Here is a 25498-nt window from a genome sequence, read left to right as displayed (position 1 = left end):
AGAAACCCTAGCATCTTATCAGAATGATAGGGTTTCTTCATTACGTGCAATCAACAATTCATTGTATTTTTGTTCCACTTTGTAAGTAACTCATCAATTCTTTATCCCGGCAGTAAACATAACAACCTTTCATCCCCCGAGACATCAAAATTTTATAAATGTTTTTCACCAGCTTAGTTAATTCCTCGTTTTTAAACTTAAGCCCTTTTTTCCCCATTCTATCCTTGTACTCATCGTATTCTGAATAAAGCTCCATCTTTTCTGAATCAAACTTTAGATCATTTCCTATAATTACGCCCACATAATCAAACTCAAGACCCTGAGACGTATGAACACATCCAATTTGATCTATACCACTTTCATCTATAGCCCAAGTGCTTGATATGGAACGAGCATTCCAAGGCATAGCAAATTGATGTTCTTCAATGTTCACATCAGGAATTTCTCCATTGCGATTCCCGTCTTTATCAGCAGTCCAATTCCAAGCAAATCCCGCTAGCATTCTTGCTTTATATCCCTGATCATTTTTACTTTTGATCAAATCGTACAATTCGTTTGGTGAGTCCATTAGTTTAAATTCAAAAGATTCTTGATCCCACCCATCGAAATTAGCAGTAGGACGAATTTGCAATGCATCATCAACCCAATTCAGAAAACCCTCTGCCCCAGAACAACGAAACTGGGCTGCTAGTGAGTATTCATGAACTTCCGAATTATAAACTTTTGCTAAACGTTTAATTTCTGCAACGGAACCTATATCTTCAGGTCGAATACGTTGAAAATCATCTATGAAAAATACATTCACTTTAGAAGCTTTAATGATATCCTCGATCTGATTCTCCCCAAAGTATTGATATGCTCCTTTGCCCTTCAATCGGTGTGCTTCATCCACAACAAGCACGTCATACATGTTAGCTGATTCTTTGTAAAATTGACTTGATCCCGAAAATAACATCTTTGTCCGTGTCTTGTTTTTAGCCTGTCGTTTTGTCAAAGTTTCTACCATAACTGTTCGGAATGATGAATTGGGGGCAATAAATTTAACATTCAACTTGTTTCGGAGTAATCCACCAAGAGCATTCATGGATATTACGGATTTACCTGTTCCAGGACCACCGTCCACAATAATGGTTCGTTTAATATCTGTTTGCTTGGCGAGACTCATTATAGCTTCATATGCAACCTTCTGCTCATCAAGCAATACAAAATCAGAGTTTCCCTGAAATAATCCATCAATATGATCAATTAGCTTTCTAGAGGGACGAATCTTACCATTTTCAATTAAATAAAGTAAGTTAACCCCCTGCCCTTGACCTACGTGCCGTTTTAGGAAATTTTGAAGTTTAGATGTATCATCAGCTAAAAACAAGGGAGCTTCACGTATAATATCTTGATATTGATCATATTTAAGGGGATCAGGATGAACTGTTCTGTAATTATGCAGATATGCACATGAGTATCCATTAATATCCTTGGAATAAACAGCCTCATTCATATCACTTAAATATTGTTTATATGACCATGCCTGGTACGAAGGGTGTGGTGTCTCCCTTGTTCTTCCTCCAATAAATGCCCTCACAATATCTTCACGATCCATAGCCTCGACTGCATCCCATTGTTTTAACTCCACAATCACAAAGTTATCATTCTTTTGTTCGTCCTGACCTGCAATGATAAAATCTATTCGCTTACTTGTAGAAGGAATATTATATTCAATCAATATACCGCAATCATCTGCAACCTTAGAATTGCGAATAATTTTCTCCATAAACTGCATCGAATTATTCCAAGCTCTCACCTCACCTTTGTTTGGTCTCTTCCCCATACCTTTAATATAAGCTTCCTCGATTTGAACTGTAATCTGATTATTATCAACTGATTCCCGGAAAGCTAATGCGTTACTGCTGTAGATAATCATGATGCACCACCTGAATAATATTAGTTTTTCAGCGTCACTTTTAAATATAGTACTCTATTGAATCTTCTTTGTTTTTTAGTATTCTCAAAAGATGTATTTTCTCAGAAAGTATCTTTGAACGTTCTTCTGTACGAAAGATTGTTGCATCATGTATATACTCATTATTACCAAGTAAAAAATTCTCTTTATCAATAAGATGATAAATGAACCATTTCATTTCTTGATCTTCTTGATCTAAAACGTAAAAACACTCATAATCGTACTTACTAAATTTTTCACGAAGTTGAAAGAATGTCATTATTATCAGTAATACAAACATTGAACTGGTAAATAATAACGATAGCAGACACAGAGTTATATTAATTAATAATTCTCCTGGCTTGTCTGTTGTTAACACTAAACTACCTTCTGATACACTACTGGCTATGAAGCCTGGCATCACAGAGAAAAAACAGAATGTTTGTAGCAAAAGTAGACTAACTGTAAAATTAAGATTTTTGGATCTTGAAAACCTTTTATCAAAAACACTCTTTTGGGTTAAGGTAATATATAAAACAACTAAATATAAAAAAGTTCCAATGATTGAGATAACAAATACGAGATATCCTTTCAAATCAATTAACATGTATATAATTGTAAGAAAAGTAGAAGCAATTAAACCTATTGTCACATAAAAAATGTAATTGGATATTTTTATCAAGGTCCTCTTTTCTTTTGATGAAATTAACCTTTCGATCTTGGATGAAGTTAACGAAGTTATTACCTGATTTTTCTTAAAAAAGGTCCACATAAAGCTAAGAATAGCAACAATCCCGCCCACTCCGCCTAATTTAGATAAAAATTGTCCATCCAAAATTCTATCCCACATGACCTTACCCCCATACAAATTATAAAATTACTTCTCAAACAATACACTTATTCGCCACCGCCACCATCTTCGCAGGCATCTCTTCCCGCAGTCGCCATACAAAGCTCATCGGCTTATTCCCCTCATGACTCACATAATCCGCTTCGCCCAGAAAGACAAATGGAGACGTATAACCATGCTCCTCCTTATACTCCCGCACGAACAGCGCGATACGATGCCCCGTCTCCCGATGATGAATATAACGCTGCGCGGTAGCCATATGCTCCGATACCCGACTCTGAGTCTGCCAGTGGAACAAGCGCTCATTGATCGCATAATCCTCATACAGCGTGGATGGAGAGAAATCTTTGTCCGATTTGTTCAGTGTAATGAAGAAGATATCGGTCTGTTCATCGGCAAAATATTTCACGCCTTCGCGAAAGGTTGGCGATTGCTCGGCATTCCAGTAGCCGAAGGCGGCGAGCACTTGGTCGATGGAGTACATACAGTGGATATCCAGTGGACAAGTGTACGGGAACGCATTGCTTTTATCCACAAATCGCAGATGAGCCAAGTTATATTTGAAAATATCCACAAGCTCGGCCCGGAATGCTTCGCAGGACAGGACGCGTGTAATCCCTTCTTGGATGCTGCTTAGACCCAGCTTCTCCGGTGCAGCCCGGTGGAAGGTATAATAGAACATGACCAACATGCGTTGTTCATCAGCATTGGTAGGCTCTTTCCCTTTTTCAATATACTCGATCAGGAAATTCAGCCAGCTTCGAGAGTTGATTGACAGCACAGATGGCAATCTGCGGATATATTCCTCCTGCTCATCCTCTACTGGCTCGGTTAGCCCCGCTTCGGCCAACAGGCCGCGGAAATATCTTTTACCTGTACGTCCACCATACAATTCATATAGTGTCATCCCGTGATGCTCTACAAAATGAGCCAGCGTCAGCGGCAGTCCAGTGTCCTGCTGGAACGTTTGCAGCTTCTGGATCAGCGCTCTGCGATTGCGGCTCATCTGTTTTAGATTACGCATAACGTAATCCTTGGCCTGTTTTTCCAACTGAATAAACGTGCCACGAGGCAGGTTCGAAAAGCCGTTCTCGACATAATACGAGATGGAATGTTTGGTCGCACCGATCAGGGCGCGGAATTTATCCTGGTATCTGTACTCCTGATGCGCTTGCCCCATGAAGTCGAGTACGGTCAAGCACTCTTTGCCTTCTGCCATCCGTAGTCCACGACCGAGTTGTTGCAGGAATACGGTTAAACTTTCGGTCGGACGCAGGAACAAAATCGTGTTCACTTCAGGAATATCCACACCCTCATTGTACAGATCGACAACAAAGATCAGGCGCAGTTCCCCGTTCACCAGTTTTCCTTTTGCAGAATGACGCTCCTGATCACTTGATCCGCCATGCAGCGCTATAGATGGAATGCCAGCTTCGTTGAAAACTTTAGCCATATACAGCGCATGATCCACCCCTACGCAGAAACCAAGTCCTTTCACATCATCCAGATCGGTAACGTATCGGTTCAGACTTTGCATGATCTGATTGGCACGGATTTTGTTATGGGTGTAGAGCTTCTCCAGCTCGTTCAGATCGTAGCCTTTACGTGACCACTTCACCTGAGACAGATCAACGGTATCGGTGACACCGAAATATTGAAACGGGCTAAGCAGCTTCCGGTCGATGGCTTCCGTCAGACGGATCTCGGCAGCAATCGTATGATCGAAGTACGCGGTTATGTCTTTGCCATCCATCCGTTCAGGCGTTGCTGTGAGTCCCAGCAAAATCTGGGGCTCGTAGTGAGACAGCAGTTTCTGGTAGGAAGGTGCAGCAGCATGGTGGAATTCATCCACAATGATATAGTCGTAATAGTCTGGGCTGGTGATTTCCGTTAACTTCATGGAGTTCAAGCTCTGTATGCTGACAAACAGATGCTCCAATGCCTCCGCCCGATGACTCCCGACGTGTAGCTCGCCAAAGTTCATGTCCTTCAGGATATACCGGAACGTGTCCCGGCTTTGCTTCAGAATCTCTTCCCGATGGGCGACAAAAAGAAGCTTGGCTCCCGCATGGCTTGCGCGGAATCGCTTGTAATCGAAGGCAGAGATGACCGTTTTGCCAACGCCTGTGGCGGCCACGATCAGGTTACGGTTTCGTCCATACAGCGTGCGCTCGGCGCTCAGCTGTTCCAGCACTTCCTTTTGATAATCGTAAGGCTGGATGTCGAGGTGGAATTGTCCGGTTTGGTCTTTTTTGCGGTTCAGAGCTGCTCTCAGTTGTGCCTCATGCTCCTGATCCTCAGGAATGTATCTCGTAAATTCGCGGTCATTCCAGTAACTCTCGAAGGTTGCTTCGATCTTGCGCAGCACATCTTGGGAATCCTTCTCCGTGACCTTGAGATTCCACTCCATGCCACTGGTTAGGGCGGGGTTGGACAGGTTCGAAGAGCCGACATAAGCAGTCGTGAATCCCGTATCGCGATGGAAGATATATGTTTTGGCGTGCAGTCGCGTGACTTTGGTATCATACGAAATCTGGATTTCGGTGTTCGGCAATTTGCTAAGTTCGGTGATCGCCTTGAGATCGGTTGCCTCCATATAGGTGGTTGTAATGATCCGTAGCTTTCCCCCACCTGATGTGAATTGCTGAAGCTGTTCCAACAGCAGGCGAAGCCCGCTGAATTTGATAAAAGACACCAGCCAATCGATCCGGTCGGCGGTCACGATCTCTTTTTGCAACTCCAGCAGCATACTTGGTTCAGACTTGGCACCTGTGAATAACGAGCTTTGAGCAATTGGCGTATCCGGGCGAATGATTTTGGTATCCCGAATGGCACGAATGCTGTTCAGCTTGGAATACACATGGGTCAGCACTTCCCCCTGCTCATCCAGTTGCAAGTCGTTATATTCCTCTTCCCCCAACGTGCCTTTCAGGGTTGCAATAATCTCATTGCAGGTTCGAATCTGCTCTAACACGGCCATCTTGTCTTCCGTCTGTTCCCGTACAATCTTAAGCGCTCGCCGTGTCACCGCCGCCAAATACGTGGACAGCAATTTACGCGCTTCCTCCGCATCCAGCTTCTCAGTCCCAATATGATACATATCCGGGTCAAGTGCTGAAATCTCCTGTCTGGTGATTGTGTTGATAAGCTGTTCATATATGCCTTGTTTCATGAATATACCTCGCGAGGGTTAGAATGGTTGTGGATATGTAGTTGCGCTCTATTGATATTGCTTGGTATTGGTAAATATGGTCTCTACTCTATTATCGTCCAGCACGTGAGAAATTTCATTAGTTGTTTGGATGGAATAGCAAACGGCACCTCTACTTGTGGTATGGTAACATATGTATATTACATTTATTCGAAGGTCAGAAGTTACACCAAGCATCACGGAAAAACGATACAAGGAGGATTGAAATGGTAACCAAAGTTATTTATTCATTTATATTATCTACTGTCATATTGTTTAGCATAGTTGGCTGTACAACAGAAACTAGCGCAACTCAAGAAATGGCTCAAACTTTAATGAAAGAGGACAAAAATAGTGATCTATTTTTAATCGAGTCGATTCTCTATAAGAAGGTCAAAAGCGTTAACGAAACAGAATTTAAATCTGTAAACACTACTCCATACGGTCAAATATCCATGAACTATAAAAAAAATGAAAAGTTTCAATCCGGTATGGCTTCTGTGTTGCCTCCAGGCACAAAATTGTATCGTTCAATAGAACATCCTGAGTATGTATATTCCAGTGAAGAAAACGGATATACAATGTATCAGTCTGTTCCTGAAGGCTAATCCAAATTTGTTGGATTTGTGGACCTTGTCATGCAATGAAGTATGCACAATCGCAAGCTGAATTAGTATTGAGCAAAAAAATGACTCCTATCAAAGATAGAAGCCACACATTAGTTTTCAGAAATCCCTTCAAGCAATCCTTATGACACTACAAATTGTACGACAATTGGAGTGCCATCATTTAATGCATCTCCACCGGGGATTGTAAGTGTAGTGGTGGTAACCGAGGATGTGTCTGCTGTTTGCATAAGGCCATTAATGTAGAGATTGTAGTAATTGAATGAGCCTGGAAAAGCTGTTGCGGCTGTACCTGCATCGTCCGTAAAAGCTGTCGCAGCAATGGCAAACGTTGCTCCGGTTCCTGTTCCATCACCAATAGTCGCAGCGAATCTTAAACTGTTCTGAAATGGTGTAACAAGTGGCATGTTTCTCACCTCCTACCTGACATAGTATATGTAGTAGATTTGAGAGTAGTGAAGGCAGAGGGATGAGATGATATAACCATTTTCAATTGTTTAGGATTACCGCTGTTAATTGAACAATCTCGATAATGACTGGTGTTTCAGCAAACAGAACACCGCTTTGAGATGGAATAAATAAATCATCTGTAGTTAACACATACGAATTACCAGGTTGTACGATCCCATTAATATAAAGATTGTAGTAACTCGTCATGCCGATCCCTGCAAATTGAGATATACTTCCTCCCTCATCATTAACAAATTCACCAGCAGCAACTGTAACCGAGTTCGATAAATCCAAATCCGTGTCAGGGAAATAAAAGTAGCGGTCTGATGTAGGAATGATCTGAATTCCGGGGACACTGCCCGGCGGACCTTGCTCACCTGGAGGCCCTGTTGGTCCCTGCACCCCGGGAGGCCCCTGCTCACCAGCCACACCCTGAGGACCAAGCGGACCTTGGGCTCCTGGATTTCCCGGCTCGCCTTGTTCACCACGAGAACCAGCAAGTCCCTGCACTCCAGGGGGGCCCTGCTCACCGCCAACACCTTGAGGGCCAACCGGACCTTGTGCTCCCGGACTTCCCGGTTCGCCCTGTTCACCACGTGGGCCAGCAAGTCCCTGCACTCCAGGGGGGCCCTGCTCACCGCCAACACCTTGAGGGCCAACCGGACCTTGTGCTCCCGGACTTCCCGGTTCACCGCGATCACCGCGAGAACCAGCGACACCTTGTGCCCCTGAACTGCCTGCTTCACCCTGCTCACCCCGAGGGCCTGCCAAGCCTTGGGAACCTTGTTGTGCGATCAGTCCCTGCGTTTCGGGAAGACTGACTGTTTTTATTTCCTCCATTTTAGCGGGGGTAGAATTCATAGTGGGCTCAGGACAGGCGAGAGGAACATTGCCTCTTCCAGAGAATGTACTATTTCTGTGTCTGCGGGATACTTTCTTTTGTCTCACGCGTTGCTTGCAAGCACATCTTTTTCTTCCCACAGCTTTACGTATCACATACCGTTTCTTACGTTTTCTCGGAATCTTGTTACAGCGTTTCGTTGAAGGATGTCTCTTTCTTACTGAGTGAAGAGTCGTTTTCACCTTGTTCGTATGCTTCAAATTCGCCACCCTCCTTAGGCCAGTAAACACAGTATATATGCCCTATACTATGTCTTCTGCACATGCGGAGAGTGTGCGAATAACTATGACCACAGCCCAATAAAAAAGAACTACAGCTTCTGCTATAGTCCTCCCTCTTACCTGTTACACCATTATTTTCTTAATCGTACCTGGGATTCAACGCATCTCTCCAAACGTCATCTTCCACGAAATCAACATTTTTCTCCTTAAAATAAGATCGTGTCTCTTGCTCCAGATCATTTAAGATTTGAGGCCAGTCCTTCTCTTCGATCACTGTCGTTTCAAAATCTCCGACGATATTCAACCACCGCTGATTTAACTCTTGGTACTGCTGTATTCTGGCTTTTAATTCAGCGGATACAAGATAATTGCTGATATCCAGCCTTTCGAATGTCATCTGCATCCGGCGAAGTGCCTGCGGCCATATGTCTCCTACTTCTATATGATTGATAAATAACGGCACAGGTTGAGCCAGCCAATTCGCTTCCTGACTTAAAGTGAGATTCATGAAGTTATATTTATCGATGATCTGCATTATATCTATTAGACCGTAATAGACTTGCCTTGCCTGCTCTCCGTCCTCAACCATCTCGTTTATGATTTTGCCATCCTCCAGTATGCGGTTAAAAATAAGATCATTCGTGATGATCGCACTTTTCATGTCAACGATATCTTGGCGGATATTCATAGTCAGGTACTGTTCATACATTCTTTTTTCTCTGTAGAAACTGTAGGTTAGAACAAGCAAGATCACAAACGCAAGGCAGCAACCGATCTTGAAAATCCGTTTTTTAAGGATCATAGCGAGATATTCTCCTTGGATTTTATAGTAAGAAGCACCTCTACGTTTATGTGGTAGAAGTGCCTTAAGTCTCTCATCGTTTTAGTTGTAAGATTTCATCTAGATCATTCCCCGGCCCATGTAACACGAACGATTACTTCGTTATCTTGTATTTGATCAGATGATATCGGCCGTCGCTAACCACGGTACGATAGACCACATTTTCAGATGCATCATATGTGAAGTTACTCTTATGCACATCATCTAAAACAAAGTATTTACTAAGCAACATTTCTCCATTATCTTTCATTAGTGTATACCGTTCTCCCCATTTGCCATTAATGGTTCCAAAGTCAATGTACTCAATATAGCCATCGTTACGATAGAAGCTCATTAAATAGTTAGCATTAAGCTCTCCTTCGTAATCATGAGAAAAAAGCTTTTTGAAGTTATGGTCGTATACCGTGAAATTGTGTTCAGTTTGGTTATCAATTAATAGTTTACTTCCGGTTGAATGCGTAGACATGCTCATGTTTCTATCCAGCACGGTGTCCCATTTGAGTTTACCATTCAATCCATAAGCCATTAATTTCTGTCCACCATCTGAATTGGATCTAGCATATTCTATAATCAGTGTGCCGCCACTTAATTGATGATACTTCGTAGCATAGAATCCACTAAACTTTTGAGTGTTTATCGTAAATAATGGCTTTTTCAACGATGTTACATCTTTGAAAACCTCGATTTTATTCTCACCTTTAAAATGAAGTACATAACCAGAATTCAATACCTTCGTATTAAAACCTAATACCGTTTCGCTTGTCACTATCCCATTGGAATTTAATGTAATAAAACGAGATTGATCTTTAAGACTATCCGTTTGTTGCAGAACAATTCCATTTTTATACGGATAGATATTGGAGAAACCTATATCCTTCTTCTCGAATAGACGCTTTCCTTTCCCATCTAAACTGAGAATGTTAAACGTTTTTCCGCGATTCGTAGAATACTGATAGAATATACTGCCGCTTTCGTTATAGAACCAAGTATGATTTAGGGGGTAAAAATTCTTCACTTTATTTTTAATGTCATACGTCCAAGCTAGTTTCCCTGTCTTCTTATTTATCGTGTATAGGCTGAAGTTATTACCAGATACCTTGGCGGGATTTAACATCACAAGCTGAGCAGCACGATTAATAATGTCTAGTGGAGTGTAACCCAGATCAAAGCTCAGATAATCAATTTCTTTCGGAAACGTATGTATCCACTCCTGCTGTAACCCTCCGTGCTCTTCTAAGCTTAATTCCTTAAACTCTGCATAAGTCTGATTTGTACTGGCTAAATACAATGTTAAAACTACAAAAATGGCTATTAATCTTTTGGATACTTTACCTTTCAATACGACACAGCCCTTCTCTTATTTTATGTCTCCATCCTCTTAACTCAAATAACCTTTTCGCTACACCAATTTGGGTTATAAGGTTCCTGACTTAGTCTAAAGATATCATCAGCCGTGTAGCACCACTCAGCATCATCAAACCACAAGTAATCTTCTGGATTATCTTTAAAATACTCCACTACAAACTTGTAAATGAATTCATAATCCTCATATTTTATATTTTCAATGTCTAATGCCCAAAAATAATTCTCGTCCTGTGTAAGCCATGTAAAACTGTCAAGCGAATCCTCTTCGATCGCATTAACGTTAAAAGTGAAATACTTCAAACCTTCTTTATTCTGTATACTTTTAAACGTGGATTCATCTACATCAGAAAGTGTTCCTTCCCCGGATAAAAAGAGTTGTCCATCATATTTAAGTTTTACTAAAATACAATACATATTTGCTTTATCAGCTGCCTTCTGAAAATCTTCAATAGCTTTCTCAGGGACGTAATGTTCTATGTTTTTCAAAATAATTAACGAACTCACTTTCTCATAACCTCCTCTAATTCACCGGTAGAACTTATTATTCTTATCCCTTTATCATGAATCATTTTAAGTATATTTTCCTGTGTTTTATTTTTTACAGTAGTATCTTCGATATAGTAAATAACCTCTCTATTATTGAAATTGAAAAATTTTTCGTCCATTGGATCAGTAAGTTTATTGAATTGTTTTTTGCTTACCGCGCTTAACGATTTCTTTACCTCAATAAGATGGGAATCGGTCAAAATATCAATGTCTCCTGCTTTTGTATCATCTTTCATATGCAATTGTATTGCCGTTCCTTGTAACCTTCCTGTAACTTTTACAGTTTGTGCTACTTTGCCCTCTAAGATATCACCATCGATCGAGCTTTTTAAATTCTTCTCAATAATTGCGTCTAAATCTTTTGGGCCTTGATTCGTCCAGGATATTTCATTCCCATATGAATTTGTATATATGGTTTTAATACCTTCCATTCTTATTTTACCGTTATGACTCAGGCCACTCTCCTTATCAGTCTCCTTCTTACCTCCCCCACCTCCACCCGATTCATGACGTTCCTTCGGGTGTAAGGCTCTGCCGAAGATCAAATAAGAGAGGGCTTGGCCGACCATCGCACCTTTAACATAACCTGACTCGTCCTCATCGAGTTGCTTCTTCTTTCCATCCACAAACTGCTCGATATCAGACCTTGCTGTTCCGTTGCCCCAGGCCGCATCCCAAGCAAAGGCGAGTCCACGTCCAGCGTCAACTACCTTACCTAGAGTCATCGCATAAGCCAAACTGCCTAATGTGCTTAACGGATTATAGATGAGTGCTTCGGCTGTCTCGCCCATACCTGTAACGGTGTCACCAATGGCTTTGTCCACGGCTCCAGTGAAAAAACTTGGTTTCAACTCATTAGGGATGTACAGAGCCACCTCACCTGTGCTGTCTGTCGTTCTGAAATTATTCGCAATGAAGGTAAACTCCTTCTGAATATTATCCAGCATGCCGAGTGTTGACGGGAAAACATGCTTGACCTCCATGAAATCCCAGAAGAACTTTTCTTGTGTAACCCCCGACCATTCAGAATGCAGCGTATTAAGAGATTTGTCCAGTTCACGAACCATTCGGTCCAAATCCAATTTACATTGCTGAACATAACGTGCCTTGGCATCCAATTCATCGGGGTGTACCTGAATCCGCAACATGCCGTTTTCACCACCAAACCTGATCATAGTCGTTATACCTAAATTTTAACAAATGGAATTTATCTTTGAAATTGAACAGAAGGATCATTTTCTCCCTCAAAGATTCAGTAATTAAGCAACTGCCTACACAACCAAGATTGCGCATTCAAACATACGTTCTATAATGATGAATCACTTCTATGTTTATGTGTAGAAGTGCCTTTGCCCCGTTTTATTTCAGTCGGTATTTCAATCCAATCAATGTTCCCTTGGAATGATTAGTTGGATTATGATTCAATTTATTATGGAAATCATTGAGCCTTCATATTACGCTCTCTTAATGAATTAGCAAATCATTCAAGTAAGTTCTCTTACAAATCTATGGGATTCTTATAGCACCATTCATTGTCCAATGGCTTATTTTTTATTTTTTCTAAATCCTCTATTGTATAAAACCAATTATCTTCAATCCATACTTTTGCAGAAGGATATATTTTTAGAATTCCATAAAGTACTTTAAATAATAAATCTTCATTCTCATAGAAATCTTCAGATACTAATGCCTTAAAATATTGGCTTTTAGAATCATCCCAATTAAAATCTACGGTTTGAAATTTATAAGGCTCATCATACAAATTCCAAGGTATTTGCCTTGAATAACTGTCTTCAAACGGAATGTCACTAATATATATTGAGCAAAACTTTAATTTCCCAGTTTCATCATACTTGTCATAATTGTTAGCAAAGTAGAGCCCGTAATTAATAGATATTTCTCTAATAATTTTTAATAAATCGCTTGCCGAGATACTTTCTCCTTGCCTAAATAATACAAAAGTTGAAATTCCCATTATTTCAGCCCTCTTAACTCAAATAACTTTTTCACTACACCACTTAGGATTATAAGGTCCCTGACTTAGTCTTAAGATATCATCAGCCGTGTAGTACCACTCGGCATCATCAAACCACAAGTAATCTTCTGGATTATCTTTAAAATACTCTACTACAAACTTGTAAATGAATTCATACTCATGATTGATATTCACAATATCCAATGCCCAAAAATAATCCGTTGATTGGGTGAGCCACGTGAAACTATCATATGAACTTTCAACAACCTTGTTTACGTTAAACGTAAAGTACCTAATTTTATCTTCATCTTCGGAACTCAACAGAGTCTCTTCGTCTACCTCGGATAGTGTGCCTTCTGCAGATTGAAAGTTCTGATCTGTATCAAGTTCAACTGTAATGTGAAAATAGTACAAAATATTCGCTCTCCGCGCTGCCTTCTTGAAGTTCTCAAGGGTCTGCTCTGGAGAATAATTTGATATTTTTTTTAGAATTATTACTGAGCTAATTTCCTTTAAGCCTCCTTGAAATTCTCTATATCTCCTGATATTTTCGATTTTGAATCAACGTTCTGTACTCTTCCCGATTCCAAAATCCCTCTTCGTTATTAATTCTCAGAATTCCGTCAATTCTGTAGAAGTATTCATTATCGTTATGGGAAAAAAGTAGATTACTATCTGTAGAATCAATGATTTCGAAGACGATCAATAGAATATTCTTGGTTGCTTCAATGCTATCCCACTCATTATCTAGGCGAAAATTTAAACTTTGAGTATATTCAAAAGTCACTAGAGAGGAATTTCGACTCGTATCCAAAGGGATCATCTGACGTATCAATTAAAGAATTAGAGAAGCCATATCTGCTAATCGTTTCATCAATCTCAATTCCTTAACTGGATCACCTCTTTACAAATAAACCCAATCTTATTTAATTTCTTTATTAGCGCTTCTACTATAAATACAACGTACAGACATTCAACACAAGAAGTCCCTCTTACATTTACATGGCAGAAGTGCCTTTAAATCTAACTTTAACGTTCCATAAAGTTCTCATATTCAATATGCTCAAGAAGCTCTCCATAATTCGTCTGAAGCATTTCAAGGTAAGTTATGTTGAACGTATACGTTCCTTCTGCATAAAAAAATATTTCCTCTCCCGATGTGTGATAGAATATTCCACTTACATGGAGCGATTCTAGAATTGCAAATGAGATTTCGTACATCATTTTATAACAGATTTCATAATGTTGATTGTTTTTTAATTCGTAAGATATAGTCTGTTCATATATAAAATCCTCTTCTTGGAACATCGTTTCATAAGAAGCGGCTGGATGATTTCGCGGGAAATGATTATCATATAAAGTTATTTTCAAACCGTTGCCCAGATCAAACTCATCATTGTTTTCATTTTTTTTATAACTCACCTTAAGATTTTTACTTATTAATAGATTCTTCATCCGTAAGGCATCCTGTTTTCCGTTTAGTTTAAGTGAATACTCCATAGACTTATCTCCCCTACTTTATGGATATACAGAAATTATCTTACCGTCCTTTTTTATTGCGATAACTTCTTCTAAACCTTCAATTTTCCAATCTCGGAATTGTTTCAGCAAAGAAGCGTCATCTCCAGCCCACTTTGACAAGTTAATTACCACATTCTTAGTTTGTTTTTTGGCTACGACTTTTTCTTCTACTTCACTCCAAATACCTCGGATACCTTTATTCTCAGTTGGTGAGTAGCAATCAAATATACGATCTTCAATTCGAAAATCTGGATCTCTATTAATATCAATACCATCGCTTTCGCGAACTTTTGGGTTTTGTTCAATTTGATAACCATTTTTCGCTAATACATCAGCAGCATCATTTTCAAGTTCTAAGGACTGTTTAGTTGCCTTATCTGCCATTATTGGGGATTTTTGTTCTGGTACCATTTGGCACAGCTTCTGGATTAGGTAGTCCACTTGGCTTAATCACACCAGATTTTGCATTGTTTTTTTCATTTCCCTTTTCCTTCTTACCTCCCCCACCTCCACCCGATTCATGACGTTCCTTCGGGTGTAAGGCTCTGCCGAAGATCAAATAAGAGAGGGCTTGGCCGACCATCGCACCTTTAACATAACCTGACTCGTCCTCATCGAGTTGCTTCTTCTTTCCATCCACAAACTGCTCGATCTCAGACCTTGCTGTTCCGTTGCCCCAGGCTGCATCCCAAGCAAATGCGAGTCCACGTCCAGCGTCAACTACCTTACCTAGAGTCATCGCAAAGCCAAACTGCCTAATGTGCTTAACGGATTATAGATGAGTGCTTCGGCTGTCTCGCCCAGACCTGTAACGGTGTCACCAATGGCTTTGTCCACTGCTCCAGTGAAAAAACTTGGTTTCAACTCATTGGGGATGTACAGAGCCACCTCACCTGTGCTGTCTGTCGTTCTGAAATTATTCGCAATGAAGGTAAACTCCTTCTGAATATTATCCAGCATGCCGAGTGTTGACGGGAAAACATGCTTGACCTCCATGAAATCCCAGAAAAACTTTTCTTGTGTAACCCCCGACCATTCGGATTGTAGCATATTAAGCGATTTATCCAGTTCACGAACCATTCGGTCCAAATCCAATTTACATTGCTGAACATAACGTGCCTTGGCATCCAATTCATCGGGGTGTACCTGAATCCGCAACATGCCGTTTTCACCACCAAACCTGATCATAGTCGTTATACCTAAATTTTAACAAATGGAATTTATCTTTGAAATTGAACAGAAGGATCATTTTCTCCCTCAAAGATTCAGTAATTAGGTAACTGCTCTACACAGCCAAGCTTGCACATGTACGCATACCCTATCTAATTTGATGTATTATTAGGCTCCCATATGAAGAACAGGCGTTCAGCGGAGGCATCATTTCAATCCATGATAATTAATCTCCACCACCGCCCGAGTCCCCGCCTCCGCCGGAATCCCCGCTGTCTGATCCGTGATGATGATCGTCCCCGCTGTAGCTATCCGTATTGACCGAAGTGTGACCGCTACTTCCACCCGAATCAGGGAATATCGTGGCGAAGACATAATTGGTGCGATCAAACGGAAACTCTGCCGCGAACATCGGCCTGAATATGCCTCGCAGATGCAAAGCTAGCACCAATAGAGGTGTATGTTTTAATGTTGTTGATCCAGGTACACTGTTATCTGATGCAGGTTCACGATCCGCAAGGCGTCTGAGCTCTGGATCATGGTGTTGCTGTAACACAGACCAATCTGTTTTGCGTACACATCGTGATCCAATGCCCAGCACCAGAGCGGTCTGAATGATCTGTTCCAACACTTCTGGCGACTCACTCAGGCGCTCGACTGGAATGCCCTTTCTGTATCGTTTACGCCAGTGACGCATAGAGGCCTCCCAATCCCTCTCAGATGGAGCCACTTCTCTAGCAGGCAAGAACAAACGAACAAAAATAGACAGAAATATAATACTATATAGCGATGAAGTAAACGCTGAATTGCCATTGATCGCCACGGTGAGGCTGATTATTAATCCTACACAAGCCGCCTGATAGAGCAAACGCACATGAATTTTCCGAATGACCAAGAACCAGATCACCACCGTAACTACCAGACCTATCACGCCCGGCACAGACACACGATCTACAAAACACACGATACCTGTCAGAAGCATCAGAACAGGAAACATGACATAGACAAGCAATCGCAAAAGCAACGGCGTTCGAATCAACTGTCCCCAATCTCTCGTCTCTACGACTTGTTCCTTCCACGACTGAACGCCTTCGCTCAGCGCCTTTTCTTTAAGCCGGTAGTACTGCATAGCTTCTCTCCGCTTGCTTTCCCCTTCGCTTGGTCCGGCCAAAGCATCGAGTCTCAGCCGTTGTTTACCGAAACCATAGGTAGAGAATAGCCATTGCAACAGACCCTGTTCATCCGGCGAACTGCTAGTAACCGAGGATTCCACACTGTACTCCAACGTTGTTTTGGGTCTAAGTTGAGGATTGCTTTCCCCCGGGTCATTCCGATATCGTCCTTTGGTTTTCACAACTCGCATCGACAATATGCCTTTACGAATTAACTGGAACATGGTCGCCTGCGTGTCCTTCAACTTCAGCCTGCCCTTACTTCGCAAATAGGCGAGAAACAGTGGGTCTGCTTGCTCCACTTCTTCGTCTGTGAAAGGTCCCTTGCTCAAGCGAGCCCTCACCCAGATCAGCAATTGAACGACAATGATACCCAGAAGCACCCACATGATCCCTTCCATAAGCTGCTTCAACCATGCCTCCTGCAAGATCGGGGCCAGCTGTCTCTGGACAAGAACCGAATGATAGAACTGAGATGAAGCTTGCCAATCTGTTAGTACATCTCTCATGTGATGACCCCTTTCATAGGAAAAAAAATAAAACTTCGGCAATCTAACCTACTCTATATAAACCTGTTCATATCCCAAAAGAATCCCACCAGAGCACCCTTTTTTCATCGCTGCGCCTTTCAGTGTTCATTCTTAAACATTCATCATTCATGCTTCATGTTTTATAATTCATCATTCGTAACTCTTATCTTTCTTCTACATCTTTGGAAAGTAGAAACTATTTTGCTTCTCACAATTGGTTAAAACGTACACTGATTCTCCTCGCTCCATTTTGGTCAGTTCCAATCCCTTGCAAGTATTCGTCATGATCTCTTCTCTGGAGCCATACTTATCTCTTGTGGCATCATAGGTGGATTGAAACAGCGTACCGTCATAGATTAGCTCATGGATGATGGGATCGCCTTCAATCGTATACATGGTGACCCGGACGTGATCCGGTTGATTCTGTTTCACATTTTGCAGAAAAGACTCCCACTTCTCTCGGTTTCGCATCTCCCCCAAAAGTAAGACAACATCTCCACTTTCTTCTGCTTGTTCCCCGTTATGCGGCTCAACTATAGCAGGAAAAGGATTTTTCTTCTCTACCGGATCGACAGTCTGCTGCGGATCATTCGAACTACACCCTGTTACAAGTACAGTTGCTAAACATAACATAATTAAATATTTTCCCATTGCAATCACCTCATATGTACAACGTGACCTGGACTGGATAAGTTACATTTTTTGAAAATGAGTGTCCGAACTTTGGAACATCCCCTGCAACTTTTTTAGTGAAATCTCTACATTTCATGTAACCTTCATCCCAGTTCCTACGTTTATTTAACAGCACATCCATTTTTACCATTAATCTTCCAAAAGAGGCGATCTTATGTATTCCGATAATCAAGCTAATCATGTAACAACAGAAAAAGCACCCTTTTCCTCGCTGGCCAATCTAGCCCGCAAGCAACAAAGTGCATCCCTTCGCCGCTTCAGTAGAATCATCATTTCAGCTAGTGTTGTCTCTACTCTGTTCATAGCTACGCTGCCTTCAGTGTCTACTACGTACGCAGCCAATGACGAGCAGGCTTTCACGGGGAGCGCTCCGGATCGAGCAGTCTCGGCTTCATCTCCGGGCTCCTCCCCTAAATCCTCTCTAACTACCAATACAGCTCAGGAGCTCCACTACACTCAAGTAGCAGGAGGTTACTATTACACGGTGGCGTTAAGAAGTGACGGTTCTGTCTGGACATGGGGACGAAATCTGTTAGGAGAGCTGGGAATCAGCGACACGGTGAGATATCGCCATACATTCAGTCCTGTCCGTATTCCGCACTTAACCAATGTCACAGCAATCTCTAACTCCGGTGGAGGATACAGTTTAGCTGTTCAAGCAGACGGAACCGTGTGGCAGTGGGGAGATGGCAGAACCCCCAGTCAAGTTCCTGGCATCACCGATGCTAGACATGTTACCGCAGGATCTTTCATGAGTGTAGCCCTCCTTCGGGATGGTACCGTTCAATCCTGGCAGACCCCACCTCAGAAGCTTTCTAACATGATGAACGAAGAGGCTGGGAAGAAGCCCACCCTGCACCGAATCAGCGGTTTGAAAAATGTCGTGCAAACGACGCTATCTGGTTACGATGGATATGCGTTGAAAAAAGACGGTTCTGTCTGGACATGGAAAGAAGCGGATGAAGCGGGCAGTACCCCTTCCAAAGCCAAGCCAGTCAAAGGCCTCACCAATATCACGTTCATCACGGGTAAAGGCGGACAACTGATGGCGCTCGATTCGAAAGGCAGAGTCTGGAGAATGGATGTGCAAGGAAAACGGATTCCATACCACCATGAGCTTAAAGTGAAAACGTTGGATGCAAGCTCCAATTATGTCCTTCTGGTGACTACAAAAGGCGAGGTATACAGCTTCGGGAACACCGTAACAGGCAAACAAGGGAAAATAAAGCAGTTATCGGATATCAAAGGTGTGTCTGCCGGGTACTACCATAGTCTTGCACTTTCCTCCGATGGAAACGTCTGGGGATGGGGTGGTGGCAAATATCAGGAGGCAGGTGCGCCGGCCACGTCTTCGGGAGGCATGGTGTACACCCCTGTTCAAGCTAAGCTAGGTACAGATATCTATGTGAATGGCAAGTTACTACAAACCGTATATCCTGCAGTAGAAACGAGCGGAACGCTCCAACTTCCGATCAAAACGATTGCGTTAGCACTTGGAGCAACATTTGAGGTGCATACCGCAGATGGATTAATAAGTCACTATACCTTAAAATATAACGATCGGATCATTACGATCAAGCCGAATGAACTGCAATACACGGTATCCACCTTAAATAAGCTTGACCCGCAGGAAGAACAGGTTATATCGCTACGTGAACCCATTGGCAACTACTCTGGAGCCACCACAGCACCTTATGACATGTTTCAGGGGCTTGGGCTGGACGTAACCTGGAATAGTAACACCGCCAAAGTAACGATTGATGAAGTGAAATGACGGAAGATACTACCCGCACATGGACAAATTAATTAACACTTGTAGCCAACTTAGAAAGCTAAGCATACACACGAACTGAAAAAATCCTCCTGAAATCAGTAGCTGTTAAGAAGCAGCATCTAAGATTTGAGGAGGATTTTTGTATCTATTTATGCAAGAGGCGGTTTCTGATATAAACTTGTATTTTTCGTACTTTCCTTGTGCATGGTACTTAGGTGTATGTGCTCTTCCTTATTTACTTCTCGAACCGGAACCAGCCAAAGTCAAACTGACTACCGGGCAGAAATATAAAAGTTACCTTTTGCTCCCCGTATACCGGTTCTAATTCAAATGTCCGTTCCTCGTAACCTACGGATTGAGTAAACTCCACCAGTTGGTTGCTCTGCCCGTCCGCACCCGAGAAGCGGATATGAATCGTGTTTTTATCTATCGCTGAAGCGCCATAGATCACTAGTTTTGACGTACCTTCAGTTGTGAAGTTCATCTGTTCAAACTCCAGCGAAACGTTATTCCCGATGCCTGCCACACGGTCGTCCTCAATCGTAAACGTATCTCCGTACAGATGATCGCAAGACGCAGCTGCATTGGTTTCAAAAGCCCTGCTTTGGCGTTCAAACGAGAAGCCCTTAATATGAATCTTCTGTTTCAGCACAAAGCAGATCGACGTAATGCCGCTGAGTCGTTTGGATAGGCGGTACGTCTCCTCCTGGTATACATTCCAAATCGATTCCTTGTCATATACGACATCGGCAATCATCACACTGCCCTCTTCACCCGGCATGCCTTCCCAGATTTGAATGAAATATGTTTCACTCGACAGCGCAAAAATGGGAATCGTGATCGTATCCGAGCCGTATAGGCCGAAGTCGATATTGCGAAAGCCCACATGAGTTTCGCTGTCCCTGCTGGTAGCTACGCCACGTTCATTACCGTTGCCCACATCACCTTTGGTATAGTCGTACAGGCCACCTGAGATAAATCCATACGGATCTTTGTAGGCTGTACCCAAACCTTCTGCCTTGAACTCCAGTTGGGAGATGAGTTTGGGTTTGTCTGTACCATTGTTGCTGGTTGCACGCAGGCGGAAATCCCCGTCGCCCATAGCTGATACTCTGACCCTATGCCTTTTCTCGTCTACGTCTATACTCTGTGAACCTGGCTCGTCGCTCGTTCCAGAAGTGATCACTTCTACCTTGGCAATATTGGACACGATGCCAGCATCATTTACAACAGACCATTGCACATCCCGATAGGAAGTATTTTCCGGGTACAGTTTGGCTGTAACTATCACTTCCGGGTTAGAGGCATCAAGAATCTGTCCTGATTCACTGATGATTTCAATTTTGCGCAGAGGGATCTCCTGAGCGTGACCCGTCAGTACCGGGCAATTTTCATTTTTCATGAAGACAGGTTTTGCATCCACTGTTATGGATTCTCGCTCCACATCCGCTACCTTAGATTCAAATGTAGCTGTTGCTCCTTCTAGTCCTTCCGAAGACACTTCGACCTGGATTGTTCCTGCCTCATTCGTCGATCCAATAATCGCCATCAGCTTACCACTGAAGAGTCTTCTACTAATACCTTTATACGGGTCATAGTCCGTGCTATCCCCGTTATCCAGACCGAGCAAACGTCCCGCACCAGACACCTTCACCTGCACACGGTTATTGGCATTGTGTACCGGATGACCTGCTTCGTCTTCAGTCGTAATTTCCACAAAAATAAGTTCTTTCCCGTTGGCTTGCATTTCCTGCCGATCCGCATGCAGAAGAACCTTCTTCGCATCGGTAAAAGAGTGCTGTACATCGGTAGCAATCACTGTACCATGCTCATCATAAGCGATGGCTCTCAGCTCACCTTCTTCAAACGGTACTTTCCACCAGCCGGATAACTGAGTTCCGTGAGCATGGTCGATATCATACGTGCCGATGGTTTCACCATTGAGCTGCAATTCAATTTTGGGTGCGTTACTGCAAACACGAACATCAATGATCTGACCAGGGCTAAAATCCCAGTACGGGAAAAGATGCACCATTGGACTTTTTTTATAATCCGTCCAGGCGGCTTGATAGATGTAATAAGAGTCTTTCGGGAACGTAGCCGTGTCCAGCTGTCCAAAATATGAATTCTTCGTATGATACGGCGTCGGTTCGCCAATATAGTCAAACCCTGTCCAAAGGAATTGCCCCAAGGAATACGGATGATCGCGCTCAGCGATGATACAATACTCGGGCGATTTCGCTCCCCAACTGGTCGTGCTGTTTCCAAGTGCCGAGCACTGCTCGTCATCATCGTCCAGAACGGGTTGTTCATAAGGGAAGTGATAAATGCCACGGCTTTGCACCACCGACGAGGTCTCACTGCCATAGATAATCCAGTCCGGATGCTCGGCATGGTGCTGGTCATAATATTTTTCCGCATAGTTGTAGCCAGCCAGCTTCACGATATCCGCACATTTCTGAGCATTCTCCCAAGGCATGTAGTTCGAACCAATCGTCACCCTTGCGTTTCCTTTCGGATCAAATTCCTGCACATACTCCATCAGCATGCGAGTCACTTCCTGCCCACGCTCATCCGCATGGGTATCATAGATTTCGTTCCCGATACTCCACATGATCAGACTGACGTGATTTCGATCACGTCTCACCCAACTTCTTACGTCGGTATGTGCCCACTCGGTGAAAAACCTGGCATAGTCATACGGCGTCTTCGCCCGTTCCCACATATCAAATGCTTCGGACACCACCAGCATGCCCATCTCATCGGCCAGTTCCATGAACTCTTTCGCCGGCATGTTATGCGCGGTTCGAATTGCATTGACTCCCATCTTTTTCAGTAAAACAACCCTTCTTCTCAGCGCTGCCACATTAAACGCAGACCCTAATGCGCCGAGATCATGGTGTTCGCAGACACCATTCAATTTCATTTTGACACCGTTGAGGTAGAAGCCTTCGCTGGCATCCAGTCTGACCTGTTTGAACCCGATCCGCTGTGGAACAGACTCGATAAGCTCCTCATGTTGCTCTCCCGAGATCAGACGTAGTTCTGTTACGAGATCATATAAATGGGGTTTATCCGGGCTCCATACGTTGGGATTAAGGACGTTAAGCTGCTGGCTGTTTGTAAACTGAATTGGGTGTTCATGTGCTTCAACACCTTCATCTATAGCGCTCGCCACTATCTCCGCCTGAGAGGATGCAATGACTTCACCGTTGTACAGAATCGTATGCAGCAACTGCGCACGCTGATTCTGTTCCAGACACAGCTCTGTATCTACCTCCACCTGCCAGCCATCGGGTTGCTGCTCTATGGAAACATAGATGCCGTCCGTTACGATGTGATTGCGACTCCTCGTTTTCAGCCACACATTACGATAGATACCCGCCCCGGAATACCATCTGCTGTTCGGACTCTGATGCACAACTTTGACCAAAATTTCGTTAACCCCGTCCAACAACGCATTCGTAATTTCGTGCTCAAACGCAGAGTAACCATACTTCCACTCCCCAACAAACTGCCCATTCACATATATGGATGAATCCATGTATATTCCGTCGAAACACAGAATCACCTGCTGCTCATCCTTCGTATATTCAAACGTCTTGCGATACCACCCAATACTGTTCTCATATAAATCCAGCGTATTGTAGATCAGCCAATCGTGAGGGAGCTCAACCGCATCGAAGGAAAGCTCAGTCAGATCAATAGGGCCAATACGACTCGTTGCCTCAGTGAGATTAGTTTGCTCGGTAGAATCCGCATCTTTAGTAAGATCAGTATCTGTATTAGACTCCGTCCGCTTTGTAACGCTTAAATCACTTTTGGCAAATTGCCATCCGTTATTAAAAAGTCTTTTCGCATTCATGCCATCTCTCACTCTCTTCTGGTTGAATAGTTATTACGTTAAACAGCCTAATTCCGCTTTCAAATCGAAAACCTTTTCGTAAAATGACAAAAAATTCTTGTCGCCAGTTAACAATGCAACAATTATACCATTTCTCTCATCTTTGTAACGTAATTTAATCTAACTAATCAAACAAAAAAGTGAACGTTTTCATATCTGGCATTAATCTTTTATCGTATGGCAACTTAACATAATCTCACGATCTACGACGAAACCAGTATCAAAAAAAGGCAAAAAAGAAGGTAACCCGCGCACGGGCCACCTCTAAATGGCTGATACCAGTTGAAATTCTGTTTTACGTTCCCCGTATTATCTCTCTAATCACGACTCTCTAATTAAGCCTCACTAACTTAAATCAATCCCCTTACCACCTGTCCCTTTTTCTAACGATCACCAGAGACGCTATTTGGGCAGAATCACACCGTTTTATTTTCTAACGATCACAGTGGAGCTAGAATAAAAAGTGGACACCCGTTAACGGACGGAAGGATAATAAGGCTAACGGAGGTGTGTCCACATGGGAGAACAACGGCAACGATACAATGAAGAATTCAAGAAACAAACGGTAAAATTTATTCAAGAACAGACCAAGACACTCGGAGACTTGGCAGAAGAACTCAACATTCCAAAAAGTACATTACACCAGTGGATGGGCAAGTATCGTGAACTTAAACATGAGCCCGTAGCTAGCGTAGATCGAGTGAAAGAACTGGAAGCAGAGCTTAAAGAAATGCGCCGGTTACTTCAAGAGAAAGAGCATACGCTTGCGGACACGCAAGAGGAACTGGCTATTGTAAAAAAAGCAGTGCACATCTTCAGCAAACCAAAGAATTAAGATTTCAGTTTGTGGAAGACCATCGCTCCCTGTTTTCTTTGGAGAAGATGTGCACTCTGTTACACGTGTCACGGAGCGGATATTACAAGTGGCGGATGGATCTAACCAGTAAGCAACAGCGCCGGAGAACTGAAATCATGAAGCGTATTCGGTTTCATTTCTACGACCACCAGAAGCGGTGTGGGAGTCCGAAAATTACGTATGCGCTCCATCTGGAAGGATACAAAATTTCTTCCCGTACCGTCAGTATATACATGCGTCAAATGAATCTTCGTTCCGTGCACAGTCCTCGGTATCGTGTCCAGACCACGGATTCTAACCATCATCATCCCATTGCACCCAATACGCTGAACCAGCAATTTCAAACGTCCAAACCGAACACTGCATGGGTCACCGATATCACCTACATTCCCTGCCGTGGAGGCCGGTTATATCTCGCCAGTGTTCTGGATTTGTGTACGCGTGAGATTGTGGGCTGGCGCCTGTACAACCATATGGAAACGAGCTTGGTGTTAGATGCATTGAAAGATGCTTACCAGGCCAAACGCCCCGCTCCAGGATTGCTCCATCACTCGGATCGTGGCTCACAGTACACGTCAAAAGAATACGTGGAGCAACTGAAATCGTATGGTATGGAGCTCAGTATGAGCCGCCGAGGAAACTGTTACGATAACGCATGTATCGAGTCTTGGCACAGTATTTTGAAGAAGGAACTCATTTACTGTAACCCTCGTTTTAAGAATCCAGAAGAGGCGTATAACGCCATTTACCAGTACATTGAGTTCTATTACAACCGCAAGCGAATGCATGGTGCGCTAGGTTATCTTTCCCCTACTCGTTTTGCGAAGAAGTTTACGGACAAATCCGTCGCGTAAGTGTCTACTTTCTTGACATTGGTCCACAGGGAACCCTATTTTGAGAAAAGGAAGCGAGAACAGGCAATAAACCTATGTTTTTTGCGAAATAAGCTCCCTGGTGATCGTTAGAATTCCAGAGGA

23 protein-coding genes are annotated in these 25498 nt (G+C 42.8%); 4 read left to right on the top strand and 19 right to left on the bottom strand.

Features of this window, described 5'->3' with window-relative positions:
* Positions 1-58: 58 nt before the first annotated feature.
* Genes MHI38_RS21400 through MHI38_RS21390 form a run of 3 tightly spaced genes read right to left on the bottom strand, consistent with a single transcriptional unit; the run spans position 59 to position 5958 of the window.
* Positions 59-1918, bottom strand: a complete 1860-nt coding sequence (locus tag MHI38_RS21400; RefSeq protein ID WP_154959737.1) for a DNA/RNA helicase domain-containing protein — start codon at positions 1916-1918, stop codon at positions 59-61.
* Positions 1919-1958: 40 nt separating this feature from the next.
* Positions 1959-2786 carry a hypothetical protein gene (locus MHI38_RS21395; RefSeq protein ID WP_341181649.1) on the bottom strand — a complete coding sequence of 276 codons (828 nt, stop codon included), beginning with the start codon at positions 2784-2786 and terminating at the stop codon, positions 1959-1961.
* Positions 2787-2820: 34 nt separating this feature from the next.
* Entirely contained in the window at positions 2821-5958 is a 3138-nt protein-coding gene (locus MHI38_RS21390; RefSeq protein ID WP_341181648.1) for a DEAD/DEAH box helicase, read from the bottom strand.
* Between the two features lie 245 nt (positions 5959-6203).
* On the opposite strand from MHI38_RS21390, the gene MHI38_RS21385 reads away from it, so the two are divergent.
* On the top strand, positions 6204-6584 hold the full coding sequence (locus MHI38_RS21385) for a hypothetical protein (RefSeq protein ID WP_154891199.1): 381 nt from the start codon (positions 6204-6206) through the stop codon (positions 6582-6584).
* 140 nt (positions 6585-6724) lie between these two features.
* Here the strand turns inward: MHI38_RS21385 and MHI38_RS21380 are convergent, their stop codons facing one another.
* The 15 genes from MHI38_RS21380 to MHI38_RS21315 form a co-directional block, all read right to left on the bottom strand.
* Positions 6725-7009 carry a DUF4183 domain-containing protein gene (locus MHI38_RS21380; RefSeq protein WP_154891198.1) on the bottom strand — a complete coding sequence of 95 codons (285 nt, stop codon included), beginning with the start codon at positions 7007-7009 and terminating at the stop codon, positions 6725-6727.
* Between the two features lie 82 nt (positions 7010-7091).
* Positions 7092-7913: a DUF4183 domain-containing protein gene (locus tag MHI38_RS21375; protein ID WP_341181647.1), complete on the bottom strand. Its 822-nt coding sequence runs from the start codon at positions 7911-7913 to the stop codon at positions 7092-7094.
* A 400-nt stretch (positions 7914-8313) separates the two neighbouring features.
* The gene (locus MHI38_RS21370; protein ID WP_154891197.1) at positions 8314-8976 is read right to left on the bottom strand and encodes a hypothetical protein; all 663 of its coding nucleotides are present in this window, start codon (positions 8974-8976) and stop codon (positions 8314-8316) included.
* A gap of 133 nt (positions 8977-9109) precedes the next feature.
* A complete protein-coding gene (locus tag MHI38_RS21365; protein ID WP_154959732.1) occupies positions 9110-10354 on the bottom strand; it encodes a hypothetical protein in 1245 nt (414 codons plus the stop codon).
* A gap of 44 nt (positions 10355-10398) precedes the next feature.
* Complete coding sequence (locus MHI38_RS21360; RefSeq protein WP_154959731.1) at positions 10399-10884, bottom strand: hypothetical protein; 486 nt, start codon at positions 10882-10884, stop codon at positions 10399-10401.
* Positions 10881-12101 (bottom strand): WXG100 family type VII secretion target, encoded by a 1221-nt coding sequence (locus tag MHI38_RS21355; RefSeq protein WP_341181646.1) that lies wholly within the window; start codon positions 12099-12101, stop codon positions 10881-10883. Before MHI38_RS21355 ends, MHI38_RS21360 begins: the two co-directional genes overlap by 4 nt.
* 323 nt (positions 12102-12424) lie before the next feature.
* Positions 12425-12901, bottom strand: coding sequence for a hypothetical protein (locus MHI38_RS21350; protein ID WP_154960824.1), 477 nt, complete (start codon positions 12899-12901; stop codon positions 12425-12427).
* Between the two features lie 18 nt (positions 12902-12919).
* Positions 12920-13315: a hypothetical protein gene (locus tag MHI38_RS21345; protein WP_154960823.1), complete on the bottom strand. Its 396-nt coding sequence runs from the start codon at positions 13313-13315 to the stop codon at positions 12920-12922.
* Positions 13316-13433: 118 nt separating this feature from the next.
* Entirely contained in the window at positions 13434-13724 is a 291-nt protein-coding gene (locus tag MHI38_RS28795) for a SitI3 family protein (RefSeq protein WP_423246141.1), read from the bottom strand.
* Between the two features lie 206 nt (positions 13725-13930).
* On the bottom strand, positions 13931-14401 hold the full coding sequence (locus MHI38_RS21340) for a hypothetical protein (RefSeq protein ID WP_154891196.1): 471 nt from the start codon (positions 14399-14401) through the stop codon (positions 13931-13933).
* Positions 14402-14419: 18 nt separating this feature from the next.
* Entirely contained in the window at positions 14420-14833 is a 414-nt protein-coding gene (locus MHI38_RS21335; protein WP_341181645.1) for a CdiA C-terminal domain-containing protein, read from the bottom strand.
* The gene (locus MHI38_RS21330) at positions 14796-15161 is read right to left on the bottom strand and encodes a hypothetical protein (RefSeq protein ID WP_341181644.1); all 366 of its coding nucleotides are present in this window, start codon (positions 15159-15161) and stop codon (positions 14796-14798) included. The genes MHI38_RS21335 and MHI38_RS21330 overlap by 38 nt, the downstream gene beginning before the upstream one ends.
* The gene (locus tag MHI38_RS21325) at positions 15158-15610 is read right to left on the bottom strand and encodes a WXG100 family type VII secretion target (protein ID WP_154891195.1); all 453 of its coding nucleotides are present in this window, start codon (positions 15608-15610) and stop codon (positions 15158-15160) included. The genes MHI38_RS21330 and MHI38_RS21325 overlap by 4 nt, the downstream gene beginning before the upstream one ends.
* A gap of 208 nt (positions 15611-15818) precedes the next feature.
* Positions 15819-17273 carry a DUF2207 family protein gene (locus MHI38_RS21320; protein WP_154891194.1) on the bottom strand — a complete coding sequence of 485 codons (1455 nt, stop codon included), beginning with the start codon at positions 17271-17273 and terminating at the stop codon, positions 15819-15821.
* 195 nt (positions 17274-17468) lie between these two features.
* Positions 17469-17945, bottom strand: a complete 477-nt coding sequence (locus tag MHI38_RS21315) for a DUF4362 domain-containing protein (protein ID WP_341181643.1) — start codon at positions 17943-17945, stop codon at positions 17469-17471.
* 196 nt (positions 17946-18141) lie between these two features.
* Between MHI38_RS21315 and MHI38_RS21310 the strand changes: the two genes are divergently transcribed.
* On the top strand, positions 18142-19761 hold the full coding sequence (locus tag MHI38_RS21310) for a stalk domain-containing protein (protein ID WP_341181642.1): 1620 nt from the start codon (positions 18142-18144) through the stop codon (positions 19759-19761).
* Between the two features lie 235 nt (positions 19762-19996).
* On the opposite strand, the gene MHI38_RS21305 is transcribed toward MHI38_RS21310, so the two are convergent.
* A complete protein-coding gene (locus MHI38_RS21305; protein ID WP_341181641.1) occupies positions 19997-23626 on the bottom strand; it encodes a glycoside hydrolase family 2 TIM barrel-domain containing protein in 3630 nt (1209 codons plus the stop codon).
* A 556-nt stretch (positions 23627-24182) separates the two neighbouring features.
* On the opposite strand from MHI38_RS21305, the gene MHI38_RS21300 reads away from it, so the two are divergent.
* The gene (locus MHI38_RS21300) at positions 24183-24500 is read left to right on the top strand and encodes a transposase (protein WP_090921784.1); all 318 of its coding nucleotides are present in this window, start codon (positions 24183-24185) and stop codon (positions 24498-24500) included.
* Positions 24501-24511: 11 nt separating this feature from the next.
* Complete coding sequence (locus tag MHI38_RS21295) at positions 24512-25375, top strand: IS3 family transposase (protein ID WP_341181302.1); 864 nt, start codon at positions 24512-24514, stop codon at positions 25373-25375.
* Positions 25376-25498: the final 123 nt, after the last annotated feature.

Origin of the sequence: Paenibacillus sp. FSL K6-1558, from assembly GCF_038002565.1 — a bacterium.
In the GTDB taxonomy this organism is placed as follows: domain Bacteria; phylum Bacillota; class Bacilli; order Paenibacillales; family Paenibacillaceae; genus Paenibacillus; species Paenibacillus polysaccharolyticus.
This window is presented reverse-complemented; position numbering and strand designations above follow the sequence as displayed.

Coding starts and splice junctions, on each gene's coding strand:
- MHI38_RS21310 (WP_341181642.1), top strand. CDS start 18,142: ATGTATTCCGATAATCAAGCTAATCATGTAACAACAGAAAAAGCACCC.
- MHI38_RS21350 (WP_154960824.1), bottom strand. CDS start 12,901: ATGGGAATTTCAACTTTTGTATTATTTAGGCAAGGAGAAAGTATCTCG.
- MHI38_RS21330 (WP_341181644.1), bottom strand. CDS start 15,161: ATGACTCTAGGTAAGGTAGTTGACGCTGGACGTGGACTCGCATTTGCT.
- MHI38_RS21315 (WP_341181643.1), bottom strand. CDS start 17,945: ATGGGAAAATATTTAATTATGTTATGTTTAGCAACTGTACTTGTAACA.
- MHI38_RS21390 (WP_341181648.1), bottom strand. CDS start 5,958: ATGAAACAAGGCATATATGAACAGCTTATCAACACAATCACCAGACAG.
- MHI38_RS21375 (WP_341181647.1), bottom strand. CDS start 7,913: ATGAATTCTACCCCCGCTAAAATGGAGGAAATAAAAACAGTCAGTCTT.
- MHI38_RS21355 (WP_341181646.1), bottom strand. CDS start 12,101: ATGATCAGGTTTGGTGGTGAAAACGGCATGTTGCGGATTCAGGTACAC.
- MHI38_RS21370 (WP_154891197.1), bottom strand. CDS start 8,976: ATGATCCTTAAAAAACGGATTTTCAAGATCGGTTGCTGCCTTGCGTTT.
- MHI38_RS28795 (WP_423246141.1), bottom strand. CDS start 13,724: ATGATCCCTTTGGATACGAGTCGAAATTCCTCTCTAGTGACTTTTGAA.
- MHI38_RS21380 (WP_154891198.1), bottom strand. CDS start 7,009: ATGCCACTTGTTACACCATTTCAGAACAGTTTAAGATTCGCTGCGACT.
- MHI38_RS21400 (WP_154959737.1), bottom strand. CDS start 1,918: ATGATTATCTACAGCAGTAACGCATTAGCTTTCCGGGAATCAGTTGAT.
- MHI38_RS21320 (WP_154891194.1), bottom strand. CDS start 17,273: ATGAGAGATGTACTAACAGATTGGCAAGCTTCATCTCAGTTCTATCAT.
- MHI38_RS21300 (WP_090921784.1), top strand. CDS start 24,183: ATGGGAGAACAACGGCAACGATACAATGAAGAATTCAAGAAACAAACG.
- MHI38_RS21385 (WP_154891199.1), top strand. CDS start 6,204: ATGGTAACCAAAGTTATTTATTCATTTATATTATCTACTGTCATATTG.
- MHI38_RS21305 (WP_341181641.1), bottom strand. CDS start 23,626: ATGAATGCGAAAAGACTTTTTAATAACGGATGGCAATTTGCCAAAAGT.
- MHI38_RS21335 (WP_341181645.1), bottom strand. CDS start 14,833: ATGGTACCAGAACAAAAATCCCCAATAATGGCAGATAAGGCAACTAAA.
- MHI38_RS21325 (WP_154891195.1), bottom strand. CDS start 15,610: ATGATCAGGTTTGGTGGTGAAAACGGCATGTTGCGGATTCAGGTACAC.
- MHI38_RS21340 (WP_154891196.1), bottom strand. CDS start 14,401: ATGGAGTATTCACTTAAACTAAACGGAAAACAGGATGCCTTACGGATG.
- MHI38_RS21395 (WP_341181649.1), bottom strand. CDS start 2,786: ATGTGGGATAGAATTTTGGATGGACAATTTTTATCTAAATTAGGCGGA.